Below are 20,311 nucleotides of genomic sequence, written 5' to 3'. Positions count from 1 at the left end.
AGAAGCCCCAGCCGGCGAGCAGCGCGAGCGGCACGCCGATCAGCCCGACGACCGGCCAGTTCCAGTCGCCGAGCAGGAAGGTCAGCGTCGCCAGCACCGGCAGGTGCACCAGGTAGAGGCTGAACGAGATCCGGCCCAGGAACTGCGGCACGCGCCGCTCAAGCAGGCGCCGCAGCCCCGTGTCCGCACCGGCGGCGACGACGATCCCGACCGCGCCCAGCGCCTCCAGCCCGAGCAGCGCGTGGCTGCCGTCCGTGCCCATCGGCACCCATGCCGCGAGCAGGAACTGGACGATCAGCACCAGGAGGCTGCCCGGCAGCACGACCGCGAGCACGCGCTTGGCGCGCCGGGAGGCGCTCCAGGCCTCGAGGCGCCGCAGCCGCACCGCGACGAGGGTGCCGAGGAAGAACACCGGCAGGTACTCGAGCGCCTCGATGCCGCCGACGCAGCCCGCGACGCAGAGCCCCACCGCGGCGAGCCCGGTCGGCAGCCACCAGCGCTGCAGCAGGATCGCGACGACCAGGAAGCCGGGCAGCAGCAGGGAGAAGAGGAACTCCCACCGCAGCGTCCACAGCACGTTGTCGTGCGGGACGCTGTGCATCACGAGCGACCACTGCCCGATCAGGTACGGCCAGCTCCAGTCGGTCTGCACCTGCCGGGCGATCCACGAGCCGCCGGTGACCTGCTGCGGCACCCGCGGCACGACCAGCAGCAGGAGGGTCGCGAAGGCGATCGCGGCCCACGCCGGCAGGAACAGGCGCACGACGCGGCTGGCGACCAGCCCGGGCCACGAGAAGTCGATCCGCTTGAGCGCCGGCAGCACCACCACGAGCCCGGACAGGACGAAGAACACGAGCACGGCCTCGTGGCCCGCCGTCAGCAGCTTGAGCGGCGTGCGCTCGAGCCACCACCAGGCGCTCCAGGCGGCCGGCTCGCCCGCCGGCTGCGACACCGGCGCCGCGATCAGCGACAAGTGGTGCAGCACCACGATGAACGCGGCGACGCCGCGCAGGCCGTCGAGGGCGTGCAGGCGGTCGCGGTTCCTGCGCCTCGGCACCGCGGGCGTCGCGGCGATCAGGGGCGCAGTCGGCTGCTCCCGCTGCGCGGCGGTCCCGAGCGTCACCCGGCGTCGCCGGCACCGGGAGGGAGGGGGCGCGGCGGCATCCGGGAACGGTACCCGGTCGCCCTCGGGGCCGCCCCTGCGCGCCTGAGGGATCGGCCTGACTCCCCGGGACGAGGACTCGCCCCGTCCGGGCGCGGGCGGCGGGACCTCGTCAGCGGAAGACGCGGATCCCGCGCGCCTCCTGGTCGGCTGCACCGACCGGGTAGCCGGCGACCGCGTCGGCGCCCGCGTAGCTGACGGCCGCGAACAGGCCGTCGGCGCCGCGCAGCACGAGCAGCCCCTTCGCCACCGGCACGGCGACGGAGCCCTTCGCGGGCACCTGCACGGTCGCGGGGGTCGCGCCCGACAGCGTGACGCTGCGGGCCCTGCCGGTCCCGGCGATCGTCAGCACGGGGGCGGGCGCGTCGACGACCGCGACGGAGGCGGTGCCGGTCAGCGTGGGGGCGGCCGCGAACCAGGCCAGGTCGATGCCGCGCGCCGTGGAGGTGGTGCCGACGCTCGCCGCGCCGGCGGCGGCCGACGACGAGGTGTCCGCCGGGCCGTCGCCGCCCACGAGGCCCGCGTCGGTGCCGACGGCGGCTCCCGCGCCGGTGGTCGTCGGAGCGCCCGCCGCGGAGTCGTCGGGCGTGGACGAGGCGCCGGCGTCGCCGACGACGCTGGTCCGCACGCCGGTCACGAGCGGGCGGTCCGCCGCGACGCGCACGGTGTAGGTGCCGTCCGCGAGCCCGGGGACGGGGAAGTCGGTGACGACGCCCGCCGCGACCCGGCGACCGACGGTGACGGCCTGCCCGCCCGCGTCGGGCGTCGCCGTGATCGTGACGTCCGCGGCCACCCGGCCGGGCACCAGCACCCGGACGACCGTCGCCAGGTCGGCGGAGTCGTCCGCGCGGGCCGCGGTCGCGACCGCGGCCGCCCCGGCGACCCGCACCCCGGGCACGACCTGCGCGGTCGTGGGCGCGGCGGTCGGCCCGACCAGGTCGACGCCGCCCGACTCGAGGCCCCTGACCGTGCGCTGCTCCAGCGCGGCGCCGACGAGCCCGCCGGAGGAGGTCACGCGCACGACCACGCCGCCGGCGGAGGGCGCGACGCCCGCCAGGGAGACGGCGCGTCGCCCCTCCGCCGGCACGACGAGATCGCTGATCGAGGCCGCGTCGACGGGCCCCTGCTCGCTCCAGACCCGCACCCGCACCTGCGCGGGGACGGCGGAGGCGTTCGCCAGGGTGAGCACGGTGGTCCGCCCGGTGGTCGTGGCGCCCGCCGCGAACCACAGGTCGCTGCGCGGTGCGGTGCACGCCGTCGCGGCGAGCCCGGCCGCGTCGCCCGTCGTGACCTGCTCGACCTGGGCGCCCGCGATCGCGCCGGCCTTCGCGGCGGCGGGCGCCGACAGCACCCGCGGCGCCGTGCCGCCCTTCACGTCGCCGCGGTCGAGCGCGGTGCTGGTCGGCGCGGTGCCGCCGACGGTGCCCGCGACGCGGGTCGGCCTGCCCGTCGCGGTGAGCGCGGACGCGTTCGCGCTGTCGGCGCCCACCGCGATCGCAGGGCCGGGGCACACGAGGGACTGGGCCGCGGATGACGGCGTCGCGACCATGGCCGAGTCGGTCACGCCGAAGGCCGGCAGCTGCCCGACGACGCCCGCGGCGACGACGCCGAACACGACGAGGCCGGCGGCGCCCGCGATGCGCAGGTTCACCGCCACGAGCCCACCTCCTCCGCCGGGCGCGCCGTGGCGGGCTGCAGCTCGCGGACCATCGCCTGCTCGGGGGTGCGGATCACCGGCTGCTGCTGCGGGATCGACCGCGTGTCGACGCTCGGCGCCTGCGCGGTCGGCAGCGGCCGGAACCGGGTCGCCAGCCGGGAGGTGGGCAGCGCCAGCAGCGCGGTCAGCCCCAGCACGAGCGCCTGCAGGGTGAGCACCGCCACGCCGATCGGGCTGCCGGTGTTCGACGGCCCGCGCAGCAGCAGGGGCTCGCCGTCGGTGCGCAGGCCGCCGAAGCGGTACAGCGTGCCGGCGGAGGTGGTGGAGACCTCGGCGAGCAGGGGGTTCGCGCCCAGCGCCCCCCTGGCCTGCGCCAGGGTCGCCGCGGCGGCCGGCGCGGTCGTCGGCTGCAGCAGCACATACCCGACGCGGTATGCGTCGAGCCCCTTCGCGAGGTCGTCGCCGGTCGGCTGCACCAGTCCCGCCGCGAGCCGCGCGAGACCGGCGGAGGCGCCGAAGCCCGCGGTGGACGAGAGCGTGCTCAGGGTCTCGAGCGTCTGCCCCTCCCCCCGGATCAGCCGGGACCGGTACCCGCCGTCCGGCTGGGGCGCGAGCGTCAGCATGCCGAGGTCGGGGATGTCCTGCGCCTCCGCGGCGACCAGCGCCGGAACGGTCGAGCCGTCCGTCACCCGCACGGCGGCCGTGCCGAGCAGGACGCCGAAGAGCACGGGCGACACGGCGGCGAGCATGGCGGCGACCGCGGTGAAGCCGATCGCGGCGGCGCTGCCCGCGCGGGCGCGGGCGAACAGGTGCCGGTTCGCACCAGGCGGCAGCGCGCCGGCCGCGGCGAGGCGGTCGAGGCCGCACACGGCCGCCTCCAGCACCCCGAGCCACGCGATGCTGACCCCGCCGCCCGGCCAGGCGGGGATCGGGGTCGTGCCGTCGGAGACGACGAGCAGCCGGGTCGCGAGCACCGCGAGCAGCAGGCCGCCGACGCCGACCACGCCGATGCGGATCGGCACGCTTCGGCGCGGCCAGAACAGGCCGACCAGCGCGACGAGCAGCAGGGGGATCCCGAGCGCCCACACGAAGATCGCGGCCGTGTCGGCCTGCAGGCCGAGCGGCGCGGTCAGCCCCTCCCACGCGTCGATGCTCCAGGCCGGCCACCCTGCGGCGATCTGCAGCACGGTCGACAGCCCGGTCGGCAGGCCGAGCACGGAGGCGGACGCGGCGGGCGACGCAACGGGGCCGGGGTCGGCCAGCACGCCGATCAGGCGGCCGTTCGCGGCCTGGTCCGCGATGAGCGGCAGGAAGAGCGCGGCCGTGGGCAGCGGCAGCGCGGCGATCCGCACGATGCGCACCCGGTCGGGCCGCGTGCCGGCGAGCGTCAGGCCGCCGGCGACCAGCCAGACCACGAGGAGGAGGGGCAGCAGCACCGGGGAGCACGCGGCGATCAGCGCGCAGAGCAGGGCGAGCCAGGCGGACGCCGTCCACGACCGGCTCGCGCGGAACGCGGCCAGCAGGGCGAACGGCGCGGCGAGATGGATGAGCACCCCGCCGATGCGGCCGGCGTCGAGCGCGACGACGAGGGACGGCGCGGCGGCCCAGAGCAGCCCGCCGACGACGCGCAGCGGGCGGCGGCGGGTGAACCGGGCCGTCGCGAGCCAGCCGCCCGCGGCGGCGATCGGCAGCGCGAGCAGCCACAGCCCGACGACCGCGGCGGACGGGTGCCAGAACGTGATCGTGCCGAGCAGCGCCAGCACGACCGCGAACGGGTCCGCCGGCCCGACGAAGCCGGCGCCGAGCGGGTGGACGCCCCAGCCGACGCTGCGCCACAGCGAGTGGAGGTCGCCGAGCGGCAGCAGCTGCCCGCCGGAGAGCGCGTCCGCGCCGAGCAGCGGCTGCAGCAGCACGAGGGAGACGGCCGCCATCGCGAGCACCGTCCCCATGCCGCCGCTCGTGAAGAAATGGACCGGCTCCTCCCGCACCGCCGGCCTGCTGTTGTCCCGGGCGAGCGCGCGCCGGTGGCGCACCTCCCGCCAGGGCTGGCGCAGCGGCGCGATCGCCGCCCAGCCGACGCTGCGCTGCTGCGCGATGCGGCTGCGGGATCGCGCGACGGGCGCGAAGCAGGTGGTGACCACGACGAGCGCGGCGAGCAGCTCCGCCGGAGCGCCTCCGGGCTGCTTGCGCAGGATCTCGCCGATCGCGCGCAGCACCCCGAGCGGCAGCACCGAGAGCCAGTGCAGCGGCACGAGCGGCAGGCGCGCGTAGGTGAGGCGCCGGTGCAGCTGCGCCTCTCTGCGCAGCCGGGTCCGGCGGGCGTAGCCCGTGGAGGCGCCCAGCAGCCGCGTTCCCGGCGCGTCCGGGCCGGCGGAGCGGATCCGGGCGTCGGGCACGAGCTGCACCCGGTACCCGGCGAGGCGGGCCCGCACGCAGAAGTCGAGCGCGTCGTCGACGGCCGGCAGCGCCCGGTCGAACCCGCCGAGCCGCTTCCAGGCGTCCGCTCGCACGAGCATGCCACCGGCCGCGACGCCGAGCACGTCGCTGTGCCGGTCGTACTGCGCCTGGTCGAGCTCGGGCTCCGCCATCTCGACGGCGGTCCCCCAGGGCGTCATCGTCTCGCCGAAGGACTGGAGGTAGGCGGGCGCGTCCCACTGCATCCGCTTCGGGCCCGCGACCGCCACGGACGGCGACGCCTCCACCGAGCGCAGCAGCCGCTCCAGGGCGGTGGGCTCCGGCGCGTTGTCGTTCGCGAGGAGCCACAGCCACTCCTCGTCGGAGGTCGTGATGCCCGCCGCCTTCACCCCCGTCTCGGCGGCGTGACCGAAACCCGCTCTCGCGGCGACCCGGGCGTGCACGGTGGGTTCGACCCCGTCGATGATCGCGCCGGTGACCGGGCTCGAGCCCAGCTGCACGACGACGAGGCGGTCGGGCAGGCGCGTCTGCAGCGTGATCGCGTCCAGCGTGTCCCGCAGGTGGTCGGCCCCGTCCGCCGCGATCAGGATCGCGGTGACAGTTCTCGGCACCGGAACACGGTAGGCGGGAGCGCGCCGACACGCCGCGCCGCCGCGCCGCCCGGGTCAGGACCCGTGGCACCGGCCGGACACGCGGAACGGCCGGGGCCCATGTCGGGTCCCCGGCCGTTCCGGATGCAGCGGATGCCGCGTCAGGCGGTCTTGCGCAGCTTCCGGCGCTCGCGCTCGGAGAGCCCGCCCCAGATGCCGAAGCGCTCGTCGTTCTGCAGCGCGTACTCGAGGCACTGCGAGCGCACCTCGCAGGACGTGCAGATGCGCTTCGCCTCGCGGGTCGATCCGCCCTTCTCAGGGAAGAACGCCTCCGGATCGGTCTGCGCGCAGAGCGAGTCTGCCTGCCAGCCCAGCTGGTCGCTCTCGTCCTCGACGACGCGGCGAACGCTCGGCACACCCAGGTTGACCGGGTCGACGAACCAGTCGCCCGGAACCGATGCCTGGAAGGGGGAAACGGTCATTGAAGATCGTCCTCTCATGGCATCCGGAGCCCCGCGCTCCGAATGCGTGGGAGCAATTACACACATGTGCTTCAGAGGCGCGCAAGAGCGGATTCGTGCAGTAGTGCAGAAGTCCGAGGCACTCGGGAACAGGTCGTCGACGTCCGGTCGAGACATGAACGGCAGGTGGCCCGATGCTTGGAATCGGCTGGAACCCGCCGTTCTGATCAGGGATTCTCTTCGATGCCGCCCACGGAACACGGGGTATCGCAGTCAACCTTCGACTGCTGCTCGAATGCTGGCGACACGCCGATAACGACAGTCGTCACGTAACACGACCGTTACATTCGAGCGGCTCGAGCTTCGAACGCCACTTCGAAGCATTCCGAATTCGGTTTCTTCAGTACCCCCCGAACGGGGGGCATCGGCACGAATTGACCGATGATGTGCGCCGATATCACGGCGCGATAACACCTGTCGAATCCGACACGCCGATCAGGCGTCGCGACGGGCCTGCCAGGCCGACTGGACCATCTCGGTCAGCGAGTGGCGCATCGCCCAGTCGAGATCCCGAGCCGCGAGCTCACCCGACGCCACGATGCGAGCGGGGTCTCCGGGGCGGCGCGGGGCGATCTCCGGCGCGAACCCGATGCCGGTCACCGCGGCGACCGTCCGCATGATCTCGCCGACGCTGACGCCGTCGCCCGAGCCGAGGTTGTAGACGGGCTCGATCGGCTCGCCCGCGGCGAGGCGACGTGCAGCGGCGACGTGGGAGACGGCCAGGTCGGCGACGTGGATGTAGTCGCGCACGCACGTGCCGTCGGGGGTCGGGTAGTCGTCGCCGTTGATCCGCGGCGTCCTGCCGTCCAGCAGCGCGTCGAAGACGAGCGGGAACAGGTTGTGCGGGCTGGTGTCGTAGACCTCGGGGCTGCCCGAGCCGACGACGTTGAAGTAGCGGAGGGAGGTGTGGGCCAGGCCGTTCGCGCGGCCCTGGTCGGCGAGCAGCCACTCGCCGATCAGCTTCGACTCGCCGTACGGCGACTCCGGCGACTTCGGCGTCGCCTCCGTCACCAGGTCGGTGTCGGGCGTGCCGTACACCGCCGCGGACGACGAGAACACGATCCGGGTGACGCCGGCGTCGGACATCGCGGCCAGCAGCACCGCAGTGCCGGTCACGTTCTGCGCGTAGGTGTGCAAGGGCCGCTGCACCGAGACGCCCGCGTACTTGAAGCCCGCCACGTGGATGACGCCCTCGACCTCGTGCTCGCCGAAGGTGCGCTCCAGCAGCTCGCCGTCCAGGATCGAGCCGCGGACGAAGGGCACCCCCTCCGGCACGAACTCGTGGTGCCCGCTCGACAGGTCGTCCAGCACGATCGGGTCGAGGCCTGCCTCGCCGAGCGCCCGCACGACGTGCGCCCCGATGTAGCCGGCGCCGCCCGTGACCATCCACGTCATGATCGGGACCCTAGCCCGGCGGGCCGACGCCGCCAGGGGTGCCGTGCGGGCGCGCCTCCGACTTCGGCTACGCGGGTTCCGGTCACCGGATCAGTTCCGCCAGCACCGGCCAGGCTGCGGCGATCGAGGCGGCCGAGGCGGTAGCGACCAGCGCCGCCAGCACGGTCGGCCCGGCGGCCGACGACCGCATGGGCGCCCGGTCCGCCCCGGGGCGGACGACCGCGGCCTGCGCCTCACCCAGCGTGCGGAAGCGCCCGATCGGCTCGCTCTCGGCGTCCACGGCCAGCCAGCGGCGACCGCGCTCGACGGTGCCGAGGTGCCGGCCGTCGCGGCGGGCGGCGAGGACCCCCCTGCGCAGCGTGCGCCAGCGGATCCGGTCCTGATCACCCATGACGACCTCCTCGGTCCAGCTCGACGCTGGATCCGGACCGTAAGCGCAGCCTCGGACATGCGGGTGAACCGTCAGTGAATGGAGGATGGGGGCGTGTGCGGACGCTACGTGGTGACGAAGGCCGTGAACGACCTCCTCCCCGACCTGCTGGGCGGGCTCGGCGGGCTGCCCGACGACTACAACGTCGCGCCGACCGCGCTGGTGCCGGTGGTGCGCGACCGGCACGGCGAGCGCGTGCTGCCGGCGGTGCGGTGGGGGTTCCTCCCCTCCTACGCGAAGGACGCGAAGCAGAAGCCGCAGCCGATCAACGCGCGGATCGAGACGGTGGCGACGTCCGGGATGTTCAAGCGCGCCTTCGCGCGGTCGCGGTGCATCGTGCCGGCCCTCGGGTACTACGAGTGGGTCGTGACGCCGACCGGGAAGCAGCCGCACTACATCCACGCGCCGGAGGCGGGGCTCGCGATGGCCGGGGTGCTGTCCGCGTGGGCCGACCACTCGAAGGCGGACGACGACCCGGAGCGGTGGCTCGTGTCGATGGCGATCATCACCCGCGACGCGCACGTCTCCCCGGGCGAGGTGCACGACCGGATGCCGGCCTGCCTGCAGCCGTCCGGCTACGCGCGCTGGCTCGACGAGTCCGCCTCCTCCGCCGACCTGCTGGACCTGCTGGAGGACGAGTCGCTGGCGGTCGCGAGCACCCTCGAGCACTTCGAGGTGAGCCGCGACGCGAACAGCGTCCGCAACAACGGCCCGGGCCTCATCGCCCCCCTCCCCTCCCCCTCCTGAAACCGCCCACTTGCCACTTTCTGCGGCCCGCACGGGGTGTCGTGTGCGGAAAGTGGCAAGCGCGCGGTTCATGCCGCGGCGAGCGCGCTTCCCACTCGTGCGGCGAGCGCGACGGGATCGGCGAGGTCCTCCTGAACGACGCGCACCACGGTCCAACCCATCGCGCGGAGCAGCTCGTACTTGCGGACGTCCTTCCGCCCCTGGCGCTTCGTGAAGTGGTCCTCGCCCTCGTACTCGACGAGCACCTTCCACGCCCGGTAGACGAGGTCGCACTCCGCCACCCAGGTGCCGTCGTCGTCGAAGACGTCGCCGTTGATCTGCGGCTCGGGGAGGCCGTTCCTGACGAGCAGGCGTCGCAGCTCGGTCTCCTTGGCCGAGCGCGAGCCCTCCCGCAGCTGGGGCAGCGCGCGCTCGAGCATCGCCTGCCTCGGCCGATCCCCGGCGGCGACAGCGGTGACCAGGTCGTCGAGCCGGAGGCGACCGGGTCGGTTCTTGGCGAGCAGGCTCTCCCCGGCGATGATCAGGTCCTCCATGCCGAGGATCGTCGCGAGCTGGCACCACGTCTCCCGCGCCGACGCGATGCGCAGGCCGTCGTGCGTCCAGATCAGCCCGGGGCGGTCGATCAGGTGGTGCCCCTTCACCAACCGGTCGCGAGGGGCGCGCACGTGCGGCGGGACGGCGACATGCAGGAGCATCCTCGACTGCAGCGCGAGCGGGAGCCACATCCACAGGAGCACCGCGGACGTCGCGTGGCTGAAGTACGCCTCCGACCTCATCTTCGGCGCGTAGGCGCGCGCCAGGTCCTCGACCGTCTGCGGCTCGTCGTACGACCGCACGCCGGCGAACGGCCGGATCCATCGTCCGCTGCGGAGCTCACCGGCCGTGTACCCGGCGGCGAGCCCCTCCTCGAGGGAGAACGGCCCGTCGGTGCCGGCGTCGTGCGTGGTCATGCGCGGGAGGGTGGCACCGCGGCGGACGCGCCGGTGCCCCCAGCCCTGTGGAGGAGCGGCGCGCCGCCCCCTCCACCGCGCGCTTGCCACTTTCTGCAGTTGACACCCCGTATCCGCTGCAGAAAGTGGCAAGCGCGCGGTGTGCGGCACGTGTGCGGTGGGGGTCAGAAGGCCGCGATCACGCCCTCGATCACCTGGACGGTGTCCTCCCAGCCCTCCACCGCGACGGTCGGGACGCCGAGCGCCTTCACCGGGTAGTCGTTGCCGTCGGGGTCGAGGCGGTCGCCGACGAAGAGCGTGTCCGCGAAGCCGATCCCGGTCAGCTCCGCCAGGCGCCGCATCCCGTACGCCTTGTCGATCCCCTGGCGCGTGATGTCGACGGAGGTGGAGCCGCCGCTGCGCACCTCCAGATCCGGCACCCGCTGCTGCACGGCGGCGCGGAGGCGGTTCTTCTTCTCCCCCGTCGGATCCCAGGCCTTCTTCGCGTCGAGCGGCGCCTGCTGGCCCAGCGCGGAGAACGTGATCTGCGACCCCCGGTCCTCGAGCGCGGGACCCCAGGTCTCGGCCGCCCACAGCCCGAGACGGCGCGCCTCCTGCTCCACCGCGCCCATGGCGCGCACCTTCTCGTCGTCGGTCAGGTCCTCCGCGTAGACGCACGTCAGCCCGTCGGCGGTGAGGCGCCAGTACTGCGTGCCGCACGTCGGCATCAGGTGGAGGCGGGCGGCGAGCGCATCGGGCAGCGCGCCGAGGCGCGCCACCAGCTGGGTCCGGAACTGCTCGATCTGCCCGCCGGAGATCACGCACACCTCGGACACCGCGAGCAGCGCGATCAGCGCCTCCCGCACCGGATCGGGGAGGGGCGCCTTCGACGGCGCGAGCGTGTCGTCGAGGTCGAACGCGGTCATCCGCGGTCGGGCCGGGGCGGGGAGCTGCACGCCGCAACCGTAGGACACCGCCCCGGCAGCCCCGTCCGCTGGACGCGAGCCAGGTAACGAACAGGTAACGACCCTCGGAACGTCATGGCTGCGTAGTTGCGGCGACCCCCGTTCGGGGGAAACCATGGAGCAGTCCCGAGTCAACGGTAACGACGCCCGAGCTCACCCTCCGCTCCGCCGTCACCCGACTGGCCGCAACGTGACAGAGGATCCATGCCTTCAGGAGCCCGCAGCGACGCTTTTCCCAGCAGCGGGGTGAGCGTGGCGCGAGTGAACGGCTTCGACGCCCCCGCGTTCGCCGCTCCCGACCTGGGCGTGCCGATGCGCCGGATCGGGTGGCGGGTCGGCTACCGCGTCGCGCTGATCACCACCGACGCGACGGCCATCGCCATCGCGCTGCTGTTCTCCCAGACGGTCCGCGAGCTGCGGGACCAGGCGAACTACACCGTGTGGGGCGTCGCGATCGGCGTCGTGTGGCTCGGCATGCTGGCCGCGATCAAGTCGCGCGAGTCCCGCCTGCTGGGATCCGGCACCACCGAGTACCAGCGGGTGGCGAAGGCCACGGGCGCGGCATTCGGCGCCTTCGCCGTGATCCTGGTGCTGCTGAAGATCGACATCGCCCGCGGCTACCTGCTGATCGCCCTGCCGGTCGGGCTGCTGCTGCTGCTCGTGGGCCGGCTGTTCTGGCGCTCCTGGCTGATCGCGCGCCGCCGGGAGGGGCTCTGCCTGATCGGGGCCGTCGTCGTCGGCACCCACCAGGACGCGACCCGGGTCACCAACGACCTCATCAAGCACCACCACGCGGGGTACCGGCCGATCGGCGTCGCCTACACGGACGGCACCGGCGGCGCGCGGTTCGCGGCCGTCGACGGCCGGCACGTGCCGCTGGTCGAGTTCGACGCCCTCGCGGACACGGTGCGGGCCACGCACACCAGGGCCGTCATCGTCGCGGGCGAGCTGCCCGGCGGGCGCGACGCCATCCAGGACCTCGGCTGGCGGCTCGAGAACTCGAAGACCGAGCTGATCCTCACCTCGCGTCTCACGGACGTCGCGGGGCCGCGCATCCACATGCGCCCGGTCGACGGGCTGCCGATGCTGCACGTGGACCTGCCGCAGTACGCGGGCCTGAACCACACCATCAAGCGCGTGGTCGACCTTGGCCTCGCCGGGTTCGCCTTCCTGCTGCTCTCCCCCGTGCTCCTGGCGGTCGCGATCGCGGTGCGGATCGACTCCCCCGGCCCCGTGCTGTTCCGGCAGCAGCGCATCGGCGTCGCCGGCGAGCGGTTCACGATGTTCAAGTTCCGCAGCATGGTCGTCGACGCGGAGGCGCGGCTGGACGCGCTCGCCCGGCAGAACGAGGGCTCCGGCCTGCTCTTCAAGATGAAGGACGACCCGCGCATCACCGCGGTGGGGGCGTTCATCCGCCGCTTCTCCCTCGACGAGCTGCCGCAGCTGCTGAACGTGCTGAACGGCACGATGAGCCTGATCGGCCCCCGGCCGCCGCTGCCGCGCGAGGTCGCCGCCTACGAGGGCCGCGTCAACCGCCGCCTGCTGATCAAGCCGGGCATCACCGGTCTGTGGCAGGTCAGCGGCCGATCGAACCTGTCGTGGGAGGAGAGCGTGAAGCTCGACCTCTACTACGTGGAGAACTGGTCGGTCACGACGGACTTCATGATCCTGCTGAAGACGGTGCGCGCCGTCCTGAAGCGCGACGGCGCCTACTGATCCGTCTCGGCCGGGGCCGGCGCGGGAGCGGAGGCGGACCCGCCCACGAGCGCGTCGGCGGCCCCTCCCTGCTGCTCGAGCGGGAGGTGGTCGAGGTCGATCCGCGGCGCCTCCGCGCGGTACGCGGCGCACGCGACCAGCACCGCCAGCACCCCGACGACGATCGCGGGCCACGGCCCGGCGAGCCGCCATGCGGCGACCCCGACGAGCACCCCGGCGGCCAGCGCCAGCAGCGCGACGCGGTCCCGAACGGCCACGGCTCCCCCGGCACTCCCGACCCACGGGGACCGCTCCCGGCGCGTCAGCGCAGGAACCCCGCGCACATCGTCCCGCCGCGGGACGGCGAGCGGAAGCGACACACCGGAGGCCTGCACGCGGCCTGGCGTGTCGGGTGCACGGGCCCGCCGACGCGAACCATTCCGACCGCGCGCACGTCGGGCGGCTGAGAACGCACGGATCGTGCGGGCAGCGCCGGATCGTTGCACCGCCGCTGCGCCGAGCGCCTGCAGACGCATCCGCGCCGCCGGTACGCTGCTGCACGGGTCGCCCCCACCCCGGGGCCGCAGGCGGAAGGGGAACCGAACGATGGCCTCCCCCGGCATGGCTCCGCTGCGCGTGGGCCTGGTCGACGATCACGAGGTGATCGCCACCGCCGTGCACGCCGCCCTCCGGCAGACGCGGGAGCTCGAGCTCGTCGCGTCCGCCCCGACCGTCGACGGCCTGTTCGCGAGAGCGGCCGGGCGGCTGCACCTGGTGGTGCTGGACCTGCGCCTCGCGGACGGCTCCTCCCCTGCGAACAACGTCGAGCGCCTCGTCGCCGCCGGCTGCAACGTCATCGCCTTCACGAGCGGGGAGAGCCCGTATCTGCTGCGCGCCGTCGCCCGGACCTCGGTGCTCGGCATCGTGCGGAAGAGCGAGCCGCTGCACGCGCTGACCAACGCGCTGCTCCGCGCCGCGTACGGCCAGCCGGTCATCACGGCGGAGTGGGCGTCGACGGTGGAGAACGACCCGCTGATCACCGACGCCCGGCTGTCGAAGCAGGAGCAGCGGATGCTCGCCCTCTTCGCGGACGGCAACACGGCGCAGACCGTGGCGGAGGAGGCGGGCATCGCGGTCTCCACGATCGAGGACTACGTGCGCCGCATCCGCGCCAAGTACGCCCGGGCCGGGCGTCCCGCGATGACGAAGGTCGACCTCTACAAGCGCGCCGTCGAGGACGGCTTCCTGCCGGCTCCGAACGAGCAGTGAGCGACCCGGCGGAGCCGCGGATCGTCCGGCCGGTGCCGGCCGACTCCGCGCCGCCGGCGACGTGGCCGCTGCTGCGGCGGCTCGCGGGCGAGCACGCCGAGGAGCGCGTGTACCGGGTGCTGGCGTTCGCCCTGCTGCCGGGCGGCGTGCTCTTCGGGCTGCTCGGGGCGCCGTCCGCCGTCGCGCAGGCCGACCTGTGGCCGCTCTGGTGGAGCGTGGCGGCGTTCGCGATCGGCATCGTGCCGTCCCTCGCGCTCGGGGTGGCGGCGTTCACGGCCCCCCTCGAGACGCTGCGGCTGATCGCGCGCATCAGCGTGGCGGGAACCCTGCTCGTGCTCGCCTCGATCCCGTTCGTCGTCATCCCCGGCCGGGAGCTGCCCGGCCCGATCTGGTTCGCCGACGTCTGCGGGCTCGGCATCATCACGGCGGCGCTGGCGGTGAGCCCGTTCGGGTCGGTGCTCGTCGCGGTCGCGGGGGCCGTGCTCGCGTTCGTCGCCCGCATCGCCCTCGGCGGGACGGCCGCCTCCCTCGTCGGTGCGCAGAGCGGCCTGTACCTGCTGCTGCTCACGATCACGTTCATCGCCCTCGGCGTGAGCAGCCTCCACGCCGCCCGGGCCGCGGACGCGGCGGAAGCGGCGGCCGAGGAGGCGACGGTGGGCGCCGCGGCCGACGCGGCCCGCGAGCGGGAGCGGGCGCGCATCAACGAGCTCGTGCACGACCGGGTGCTCGCGACGCTGCTCAGCGCCGCCCGGCAGATCCCGGGCAGCGGCGGTCTGGAGCAGCGCGACGCCCGCAGGGCCCTCGACGGGCTGCACGCGCTCCTCCGCGACGACGTGCAGCCCGAGGACCTCGCCGGCGAGCGGTTCGTGTGGAAGGTGCAGGCGAGGACGACCGACCTGCTGCCGGAGGCGCTGTTCAACTACGAGCTCGGCGACCTCGGCATCGTGCCCGGCGACGCGGCGGACTCGCTGCTCGACGCCGCGGAGGAGGCGATGCGGAACTCCCTGCGCCACGCGGGCCCCGCGAACCGCACCGTCCACGTGGACGTCGCCGCGGGCCGCGCGACGATCGACGTGCTCGACGACGGCGTCGGCTTCGAGCGCGCCGCGGTGCCACCCGGACGGCTCGGCCTGAGCGAGAGCATCGAAGGCCGGATGCGGATGCTGGCGGGCGGGTCCGCGCTGATCATCTCGCAGCCGGGCGTCGGGACGCGGGTGTCGCTGCGCTGGCGGGCGCCGTGACGTCCCCGGCGCTCGCGCTGCCGCCCTCGCACCGCCTGCTGCGGTCGCTGCTCGGCGGCGGGATCGCCTACCTGGTGCTGTTCCTGATCGTGCACGCGACGCTCGCGGGCACCTCGGACGGCGAGAACCTGCTGGACCTCGTGCTGCTCGCGATGGTCGGCGTCCCGCAGTGGTGGCTGATCCGCCGGCGCTCGCTCAGGCTGTCGAACCGCCGCACGATCGCGACGGTGGCCCTGCTCGTCGCCACGGCGGTGGTGGGCCTCGTCTCGATCCGGGGCGTCGCGTTCCCGGACGGCTACGACGCCTGGTTCCTCGGTGCCATCGCGTTCGACCTGCTGGGGCTCACGATCGTCGGCCGGTTCGGCACCGCGTGGCTGGTCATGCTGCTCGTCGTGGCGGCCTGCCTCGCCTGGGCGGTGCTGGACGGCCGGCCGCTGTCGGTCGGGGCGGGCATGATCGTGCGCCACGTCGCGACGCTGGCGGTCGGCACGGCGCTGGCGGTCGGCCTGCGCCGGTCGAACGCGGCGTCGGAGGCGTTCCGCGCCGTCCAGCGCCGGCGCCGCACGGAGGAGGACGTCGCCCGCGCCCGCGCCGGGGCCCGCCGCAGCGCGGTCGAGCAGGTGCTGGAGCAGGCGGGCCCGATGCTCCGGGCGATCGCGGAGGCGCGCCAGCTCACGGCCGAGGACCGCCGGCAGATGCTCGTGCTCGAGGGCGCGCTGCGCGACCAGATCCGAAACCCGCGCCTCACCGGGTCCCGCCTGCGCGCGGTGGTGGACACGGCGCGGCGCCGCGGCGTCAACGTCCTGCTGCTCGACGAGGCGGACGAGGCACCCGCCGCCGCGCGCGCCCGGGCGCTGGACTGGCTGGCGGAGCGGCTGGAGCGGACGTCCGATGGCCGGTTCGTCGGGCGGCTGCGCGACGTCGAGGGCGGCGGCGTCCGGGTCAGCTCGGTGCGGGACGACGACGGCGAGCACGCGGTCTTCGACTGAAGACCGCCGGCCTCGATCGGCGCGGTCGGGTCAGAGGGCCCGAGTGGATCGCACCAGCGGCGCGGCGACGCGGGGCTCGGAGGAGCGGGGGCGGGCGAACCCGCCGTAGGGGGCGTCCTGGTGGTCCCTGGCGTGGATGATGCCGCCGGCGAGCAGCGCGAAGGCGACGGCGAGCACACCCCAGACGCCGGCGACGGCGACGATGACGAGCACGACGGTGAACATGCGAACCATCCACCCATCCGATCCTGAGCATCCGCTTGGCGCCCGGTGTGTCCGCGCGGGGAATCCGACACGCCGTGGCAGTGCGCGGGATCGGGCGGAGGGGGGTCAGTGCGTCTTCGTCCGGAGGACGATCGGGCCGACGTCCGTCGGCGGGCCGCTGCTCAGGGTGAAGGTGCCGGCCGGCGGCACGAAGTACCACGGCCCGTCGAGCGCCGGCACCGTGCCGCGGAACGAGTCCGGGTCGTACTCGTACGTGCCCGGCCGCAGGCCCGGCACGGTCATCTCGCCGACCACGCCGGTCGCCTTGTCCGGGCTGAACCGCACGCGGTCGCCGTCGGCGTCGACCGCTTCGCCCGTCACGACCGGGATCCCCGCTCCGCTCGAGATGAACCAGCCCTTGAAGCCCGCTGACTGGGGACCGGGCTGCAGGTCCGCGACCGGCGCGGCGCCGCTCACGACCGCCCCGACCGGCTCCGCATCCTCCCGGCCCTCGGTCGACACGACCACGGGGTAGGCGCCGGGCACCAGCCCCTGCACGGCGTAGGCGCCGGACTCGTCGATCGCGCCGGTGCCCTGGAACAGCTGCTCGTCGCCCGCCGCCACCCGGCCGCTGGTCGCGCCGGCGACCGTGCCGTTCAGGGTCAGCGCCGCCTCGTCGATCACGACGTCCGCGGTCGCCGCGGTCGTCTCGGCGCGGGCGGTCGCGGTCCCCATCTCGGCCAGGGTGAGGTCGTCCGGCCGCGTGACCGCGTACACGCGGTACCGCTCCCCCGGGGTGAGCCCGCCGACGCGGTAGCGGCCGTCCGATCCGGGCGTCGCCGCGCGCACGATGCGCCCGGTCGCCGCCTCCTCCACGACGACGCGGATCGGCGCGCCCTCCGTGCCCGTGATGGCGCCCCGGCGGGTCACGACGCCGGTGATCCTGCCCGCCGCCTCCATCTCCGTGGCGACGCCGACCGTGCCGAGCACCGTGGGCACGGTGACGGCGAAGCGCTTCGGGACGACGCCGTCCGCGGTGCGCTCGACCGGCTGGATCGCCGCGGTCTGCGGGGACGCCGCGGTGGGGCTCGGGCCGGGCGAGGCCGTGGTCGCGCTCGGCGTCGGACTGGGGCTGGCACCGGGGATCTGCACGTCGGCGCCGGTCGCGGAGGTCGCCGCCGGCTCGTCGTACCGCCCGACCTCGACCGTGTAGTCGCCGGCGGCGACGCCCGCGAACGCCCAGTCGCCGGTGGACGACGACGTCGTGTCGGCGACGACGTCGCCCCCCTGCTCGAGCAGCACCGGCACGCCCGCCTCCGTGCGGCCCGGAGTGCGCACCGTGCCCGTGACGGTCGCGCCGGGGACGGGGAGCACCGGCCTGACCGTGGTGGTCGCGCCTCCGGTGACGATCGCGTCGGCGACGCTCGGCAGATCAGGCGACCTGGGCACGAGCACGACGCCGTACTGCCCGGGCGCGAGCGCCTCCGACCGGAACCGGGAGGACCCGTCCAGCTCGAGGGTCTGCACGACGGAGTTGTCCGCGCGCCGGATCTGCACGGCCTGCAGCGCGCTCGCCGGCACCGGGCTCGTCCCCGCGATCCGGCCGGCGAGCGACAGCCGGAAGTGCACCTCGGAGGCGCCTCCCGCCAGCCCGCGCCCGGTCGCCGTCGGCTTGCCCTGGTAGAGGGGGGAGGCGGGGCCGGGCTGCGCGGCAGCACCGATCACGCCGCGGACGACCGGGCGGCCGTCGACGACGGTGATCACGCGCGTCGAGTCCGGCGCGGAGCCGGCGTAGGCGAAGCCGTCGATCGTCGCGGGCACGTCGAGGCTGAACCGGCCGCTCGCGTCGGTGGTGCTCGTCGCGACGACGCCGTCGGTCGTGCTCCAGAACCCCACGGAGGAGAACGGCAGCGGCTGCCCGCCGACCGTCACGTCGCCCTGCACGGTCAGGGTCTCGCCCGAGCTGGCCGTGATCGCCGGCAGCAGCGCCGCGGACACCACCACGACGCCGATCACGGCGGTGATGACGAGGTCGGACCAGCGCCCGCGACGAGGACGCGCGGCGACCTCGCTCATGACTCCCCGACCGCGTGCACCGCACGGCAGTCAACCAGGCCGAGCCGCGCGACGGGACCCGATCGTCCCGGCGGACGCGGCACAGGATGCGACGCGGCCGTGTCGGTCCCCCGAACAGGGGCCGCGATCGGATAGCAATGACGCATGTGGGTCGCGCTCATCGTCGGGGTCGTCGCCGGCTGGATCCTGCTCGCCGCCGTCGTGGCGCTGCTGCTCGGCCGCACCATCCGGGTCGCCGACCGCCGCAGGCCGAAGGTGCGCACGCGCAGCCGGGCCGGCGCAGCGCTCGGCCGGGTCGTCGTGCTGGCGACCGGCCAGATCCCGGTGATCGGCCCGCGCCTCGTGACCGCGATGACCGGGGCGATCCCCGTCATCCGGCACTGACCTCCTCGACGCTCAGCCGGATCCGCACCCCGCGGCCCAGGCCGAGCGTCGCCGGCCCGGACAGCTCCGCAGGACCGTCGAGCGGGACGCCGTCGAGCGTCGTGCCGCCCTGCGACGTGCCCGGCACGATCCACCAGGCGTCGCCGCGCACCTCCACGAGCAGGTGGTCGCGCCCGACGCCCGGGCGCGCGATGACGAGGTCGTTGTGCGGGCCGCGGCCGATGCGGATCGAGCCGGCCGCGGCGGCCACCGTGCGCACGTCGGTGCCGTGCACCACGACGAGGTCCCCGACCGCCATCCCGACGGGGTAGACCGCGGTGTGCGACGGCCCCGCCTCCTCCAGCAGCTCGCGCGGCAGCACGTCCGTGATCGCGTCGTCCGGCGGAGGCGTCGGGCGCTGCGCGCGGCGCACGGCGACCGGGAGGGGGTCCTCCGTCCCCGCCGAAGGGGTCCCCACCGCCGGGCGCACCGACGGCGCCTGCACCGGGGCCGGCGCAGCGGGAGGCGGGGTCCGCGGCCGCGTCACGGTGCGCACGACGACCTGGCGCGGGCGCAGGCTGATGTCCTTGACGATGCGCACCTGCGGCTCCTCGCCGATGATCCAGCCGCCGCGCGAGGCCCGCTCCCGGTAGAACTCGGCGAGGTCCCGCTCCGCGGTCTCGATGCCGAGCACGGAGGCGATCGCCTCCTCGTCCTCCGGGCTGACCTGCACCACGACCTCGTCGGCGGCGACACGGCGGCCGGAGGCGGTGCGCGCGCCCGCCCGCTGCAGGTGGCGCGCCAGCGCGCGCTGCGCCGCGACCCCGTCCCGCCGCCTCCCCGGCACCAGGCCGTCGACCACCAGGCGGACGACCTCGCGGCCGCCCGTCCCCGTGATGCGGCCGACCGAGCGGAGGATCGCGGCCACGACCGCGGCGCCCACGATCAGCCCCAGCACCAGTCCGAGCACCAGCCACCCCATGGGCGGACAGTATGGAGGGGCCGGGTAAGCGGCGGATCAGCCTGGAGGCGGAGCCGGTCGGCTACCGGCAGCGGCTACCCTCGTCGCCGTCGGGCGTGCTGCTGCGCATCGCGTCCGATCCGGATGCGCGCCCGCGTGGAGGGACCCACCGGTGCGAGCGAAGGCGCGGGTCGCGCGGCGCGTCGCCCTCGGCGCGCTGGGCGGGCTGGTCGTCTGGGCGCTGCTCGGGGTGCCGTTCCTCGTCCTCCCGCAGACCGGGCCGCTGCCGCGCCACGCCGACGTCGTGCTGGTGCTCGGGCCGCCGATCCCCGAGCGCGTCGCGACCGCGGAGCGCCTCCTCGACGACGGCACGGTGTCCGCGGCGCTCGTGTCGGTGCCGTACGACCGCGTGCCGCAGCAGCTCGAGGCGCTCTGCGCCCGCACCGACGTCGTCTGCGCGGACCCGGACCCGCGCACGACCCGCGGGGAGGCGCGGCTGCTGCGCCGGTACGCCGCGCAGCGCGGCTGGTCGAGCGCCGTGGTGGTGTCGATGACCGCGCACCTGACCCGCGCCCGCACGATCGTCGGCCGGTGCTTCAGCGGGCCGATCACGATGGTCGCCTCCGGCGAGCCGCCGTCCCACGGGTGGGTGTACCAGTACCTGTACCAGACGGCCGCGACCGTGAAGAGCTGGATCCTGGC

At 74.9% G+C, this 20,311-nt stretch carries 19 protein-coding genes; 7 read left to right on the top strand and 12 right to left on the bottom strand.

Annotated elements, in window-relative coordinates:
* From ACFE60_RS09090 to ACFE60_RS09065, 6 genes are all read right to left on the bottom strand, one after another.
* Positions 1 to 1,123: acyltransferase family protein (locus ACFE60_RS09090; RefSeq protein WP_375388533.1), on the bottom strand; the 1,123-nt coding region annotated here is incomplete at its 3' end.
* Between the two features lie 151 nt (positions 1,124 to 1,274).
* On the bottom strand, positions 1,275 to 2,819 hold the full coding sequence (locus ACFE60_RS09085; protein WP_375388532.1) for a DUF5719 family protein: 1,545 nt from the start codon (positions 2,817 to 2,819) through the stop codon (positions 1,275 to 1,277).
* The gene (locus tag ACFE60_RS09080) at positions 2,810 to 5,845 is read right to left on the bottom strand and encodes a glycosyltransferase (RefSeq protein ID WP_375388531.1); all 3,036 of its coding nucleotides are present in this window, start codon (positions 5,843 to 5,845) and stop codon (positions 2,810 to 2,812) included. Before ACFE60_RS09080 ends, ACFE60_RS09085 begins: the two co-directional genes overlap by 10 nt.
* Before the next feature lie 140 nt (positions 5,846 to 5,985).
* Positions 5,986 to 6,306 (bottom strand): WhiB family transcriptional regulator, encoded by a 321-nt coding sequence (locus ACFE60_RS09075; RefSeq protein WP_375388530.1) that lies wholly within the window; start codon positions 6,304 to 6,306, stop codon positions 5,986 to 5,988.
* Positions 6,307 to 6,780: 474 nt separating this feature from the next.
* Positions 6,781 to 7,740, bottom strand: coding sequence for a UDP-glucose 4-epimerase GalE (gene galE / locus ACFE60_RS09070; protein WP_375388529.1), 960 nt, complete (start codon positions 7,738 to 7,740; stop codon positions 6,781 to 6,783).
* An 82-nt stretch (positions 7,741 to 7,822) separates the two neighbouring features.
* On the bottom strand, positions 7,823 to 8,131 hold the full coding sequence (locus ACFE60_RS09065) for a hypothetical protein (protein WP_375388528.1): 309 nt from the start codon (positions 8,129 to 8,131) through the stop codon (positions 7,823 to 7,825).
* A gap of 93 nt (positions 8,132 to 8,224) precedes the next feature.
* On the opposite strand from ACFE60_RS09065, the gene ACFE60_RS09060 reads away from it, so the two are divergent.
* Complete coding sequence (locus ACFE60_RS09060; RefSeq protein WP_375388527.1) at positions 8,225 to 8,917, top strand: SOS response-associated peptidase; 693 nt, start codon at positions 8,225 to 8,227, stop codon at positions 8,915 to 8,917.
* 68 nt (positions 8,918 to 8,985) lie between these two features.
* On the opposite strand, the gene ACFE60_RS09055 is transcribed toward ACFE60_RS09060, so the two are convergent.
* Together ACFE60_RS09055 and ACFE60_RS09050 are read right to left on the bottom strand one after the other, a co-directional pair.
* A complete protein-coding gene (locus ACFE60_RS09055; protein WP_375388526.1) occupies positions 8,986 to 9,867 on the bottom strand; it encodes a hypothetical protein in 882 nt (293 codons plus the stop codon).
* 164 nt (positions 9,868 to 10,031) lie between these two features.
* Positions 10,032 to 10,772: an HAD-IIB family hydrolase gene (locus tag ACFE60_RS09050; RefSeq protein ID WP_375388534.1), complete on the bottom strand. Its 741-nt coding sequence runs from the start codon at positions 10,770 to 10,772 to the stop codon at positions 10,032 to 10,034.
* A 285-nt stretch (positions 10,773 to 11,057) separates the two neighbouring features.
* Here ACFE60_RS09050 and ACFE60_RS09045 point away from each other — a divergent pair, with 285 nt between their 5' ends.
* Complete coding sequence (locus ACFE60_RS09045; protein WP_375388525.1) at positions 11,058 to 12,527, top strand: sugar transferase; 1,470 nt, start codon at positions 11,058 to 11,060, stop codon at positions 12,525 to 12,527.
* On the opposite strand, the gene ACFE60_RS09040 is transcribed toward ACFE60_RS09045, so the two are convergent.
* The gene (locus tag ACFE60_RS09040; RefSeq protein ID WP_375388524.1) at positions 12,521 to 12,784 is read right to left on the bottom strand and encodes a hypothetical protein; all 264 of its coding nucleotides are present in this window, start codon (positions 12,782 to 12,784) and stop codon (positions 12,521 to 12,523) included. The two genes, ACFE60_RS09045 and ACFE60_RS09040, sit on opposite strands and share 7 nt — an antisense overlap.
* 343 nt (positions 12,785 to 13,127) lie before the next feature.
* On the opposite strand from ACFE60_RS09040, the gene ACFE60_RS09035 reads away from it, so the two are divergent.
* From ACFE60_RS09035 to ACFE60_RS09025, 3 genes are read left to right on the top strand one after another with little or no spacing between them, the layout of a single operon-like run.
* Positions 13,128 to 13,775, top strand: a complete 648-nt coding sequence (locus tag ACFE60_RS09035; protein WP_375388523.1) for a response regulator transcription factor — start codon at positions 13,128 to 13,130, stop codon at positions 13,773 to 13,775.
* On the top strand, positions 13,772 to 15,016 hold the full coding sequence (locus tag ACFE60_RS09030) for a sensor histidine kinase (RefSeq protein ID WP_375388522.1): 1,245 nt from the start codon (positions 13,772 to 13,774) through the stop codon (positions 15,014 to 15,016). Before ACFE60_RS09035 ends, ACFE60_RS09030 begins: the two co-directional genes overlap by 4 nt.
* Complete coding sequence (locus ACFE60_RS09025; protein ID WP_375388521.1) at positions 15,013 to 16,005, top strand: hypothetical protein; 993 nt, start codon at positions 15,013 to 15,015, stop codon at positions 16,003 to 16,005. The genes ACFE60_RS09030 and ACFE60_RS09025 overlap by 4 nt, the downstream gene beginning before the upstream one ends.
* 30 nt (positions 16,006 to 16,035) lie before the next feature.
* Here the strand turns inward: ACFE60_RS09025 and ACFE60_RS09020 are convergent, their stop codons facing one another.
* Entirely contained in the window at positions 16,036 to 16,239 is a 204-nt protein-coding gene (locus tag ACFE60_RS09020) for a hypothetical protein (RefSeq protein WP_375388520.1), read from the bottom strand.
* A 96-nt stretch (positions 16,240 to 16,335) separates the two neighbouring features.
* Positions 16,336 to 18,285, bottom strand: coding sequence for a hypothetical protein (locus ACFE60_RS09015; RefSeq protein ID WP_375388519.1), 1,950 nt, complete (start codon positions 18,283 to 18,285; stop codon positions 16,336 to 16,338).
* Positions 18,286 to 18,429: 144 nt separating this feature from the next.
* On the opposite strand from ACFE60_RS09015, the gene ACFE60_RS09010 reads away from it, so the two are divergent.
* Positions 18,430 to 18,669 carry a hypothetical protein gene (locus tag ACFE60_RS09010; RefSeq protein ID WP_375388518.1) on the top strand — a complete coding sequence of 80 codons (240 nt, stop codon included), beginning with the start codon at positions 18,430 to 18,432 and terminating at the stop codon, positions 18,667 to 18,669.
* Here the strand turns inward: ACFE60_RS09010 and ACFE60_RS09005 are convergent.
* On the bottom strand, positions 18,656 to 19,630 hold the full coding sequence (locus ACFE60_RS09005) for an FhaA domain-containing protein (protein ID WP_375388517.1): 975 nt from the start codon (positions 19,628 to 19,630) through the stop codon (positions 18,656 to 18,658). The two genes, ACFE60_RS09010 and ACFE60_RS09005, sit on opposite strands and share 14 nt — an antisense overlap.
* Before the next feature lie 151 nt (positions 19,631 to 19,781).
* Between ACFE60_RS09005 and ACFE60_RS09000 the strand changes: the two genes are divergently transcribed.
* Positions 19,782 to 20,311: YdcF family protein (locus ACFE60_RS09000; protein WP_375388516.1), on the top strand; the 530-nt coding region annotated here is incomplete at its 3' end.

Origin of the sequence: uncultured Amnibacterium sp. (assembly GCF_964245895.1) — a bacterium.
Lineage (GTDB): Bacteria > Actinomycetota > Actinomycetes > Actinomycetales > Microbacteriaceae > Amnibacterium.
This window is presented reverse-complemented; position numbering and strand designations above follow the sequence as displayed.

Coding starts and splice junctions, on each gene's coding strand:
- ACFE60_RS09055 (WP_375388526.1), bottom strand. CDS start 9,867: ATGACCACGCACGACGCCGGCACCGACGGGCCGTTCTCCCTCGAGGAG.
- galE (WP_375388529.1), bottom strand. CDS start 7,740: ATGACGTGGATGGTCACGGGCGGCGCCGGCTACATCGGGGCGCACGTC.
- ACFE60_RS09065 (WP_375388528.1), bottom strand. CDS start 8,131: ATGGGTGATCAGGACCGGATCCGCTGGCGCACGCTGCGCAGGGGGGTC.
- ACFE60_RS09020 (WP_375388520.1), bottom strand. CDS start 16,239: ATGGTTCGCATGTTCACCGTCGTGCTCGTCATCGTCGCCGTCGCCGGC.
- ACFE60_RS09015 (WP_375388519.1), bottom strand. CDS start 18,285: ATGAGCGAGGTCGCCGCGCGTCCTCGTCGCGGGCGCTGGTCCGACCTC.
- ACFE60_RS09010 (WP_375388518.1), top strand. CDS start 18,430: ATGTGGGTCGCGCTCATCGTCGGGGTCGTCGCCGGCTGGATCCTGCTC.
- ACFE60_RS09075 (WP_375388530.1), bottom strand. CDS start 6,306: ATGACCGTTTCCCCCTTCCAGGCATCGGTTCCGGGCGACTGGTTCGTC.
- ACFE60_RS09050 (WP_375388534.1), bottom strand. CDS start 10,772: ATGACCGCGTTCGACCTCGACGACACGCTCGCGCCGTCGAAGGCGCCC.
- ACFE60_RS09035 (WP_375388523.1), top strand. CDS start 13,128: ATGGCTCCGCTGCGCGTGGGCCTGGTCGACGATCACGAGGTGATCGCC.
- ACFE60_RS09005 (WP_375388517.1), bottom strand. CDS start 19,630: ATGGGGTGGCTGGTGCTCGGACTGGTGCTGGGGCTGATCGTGGGCGCC.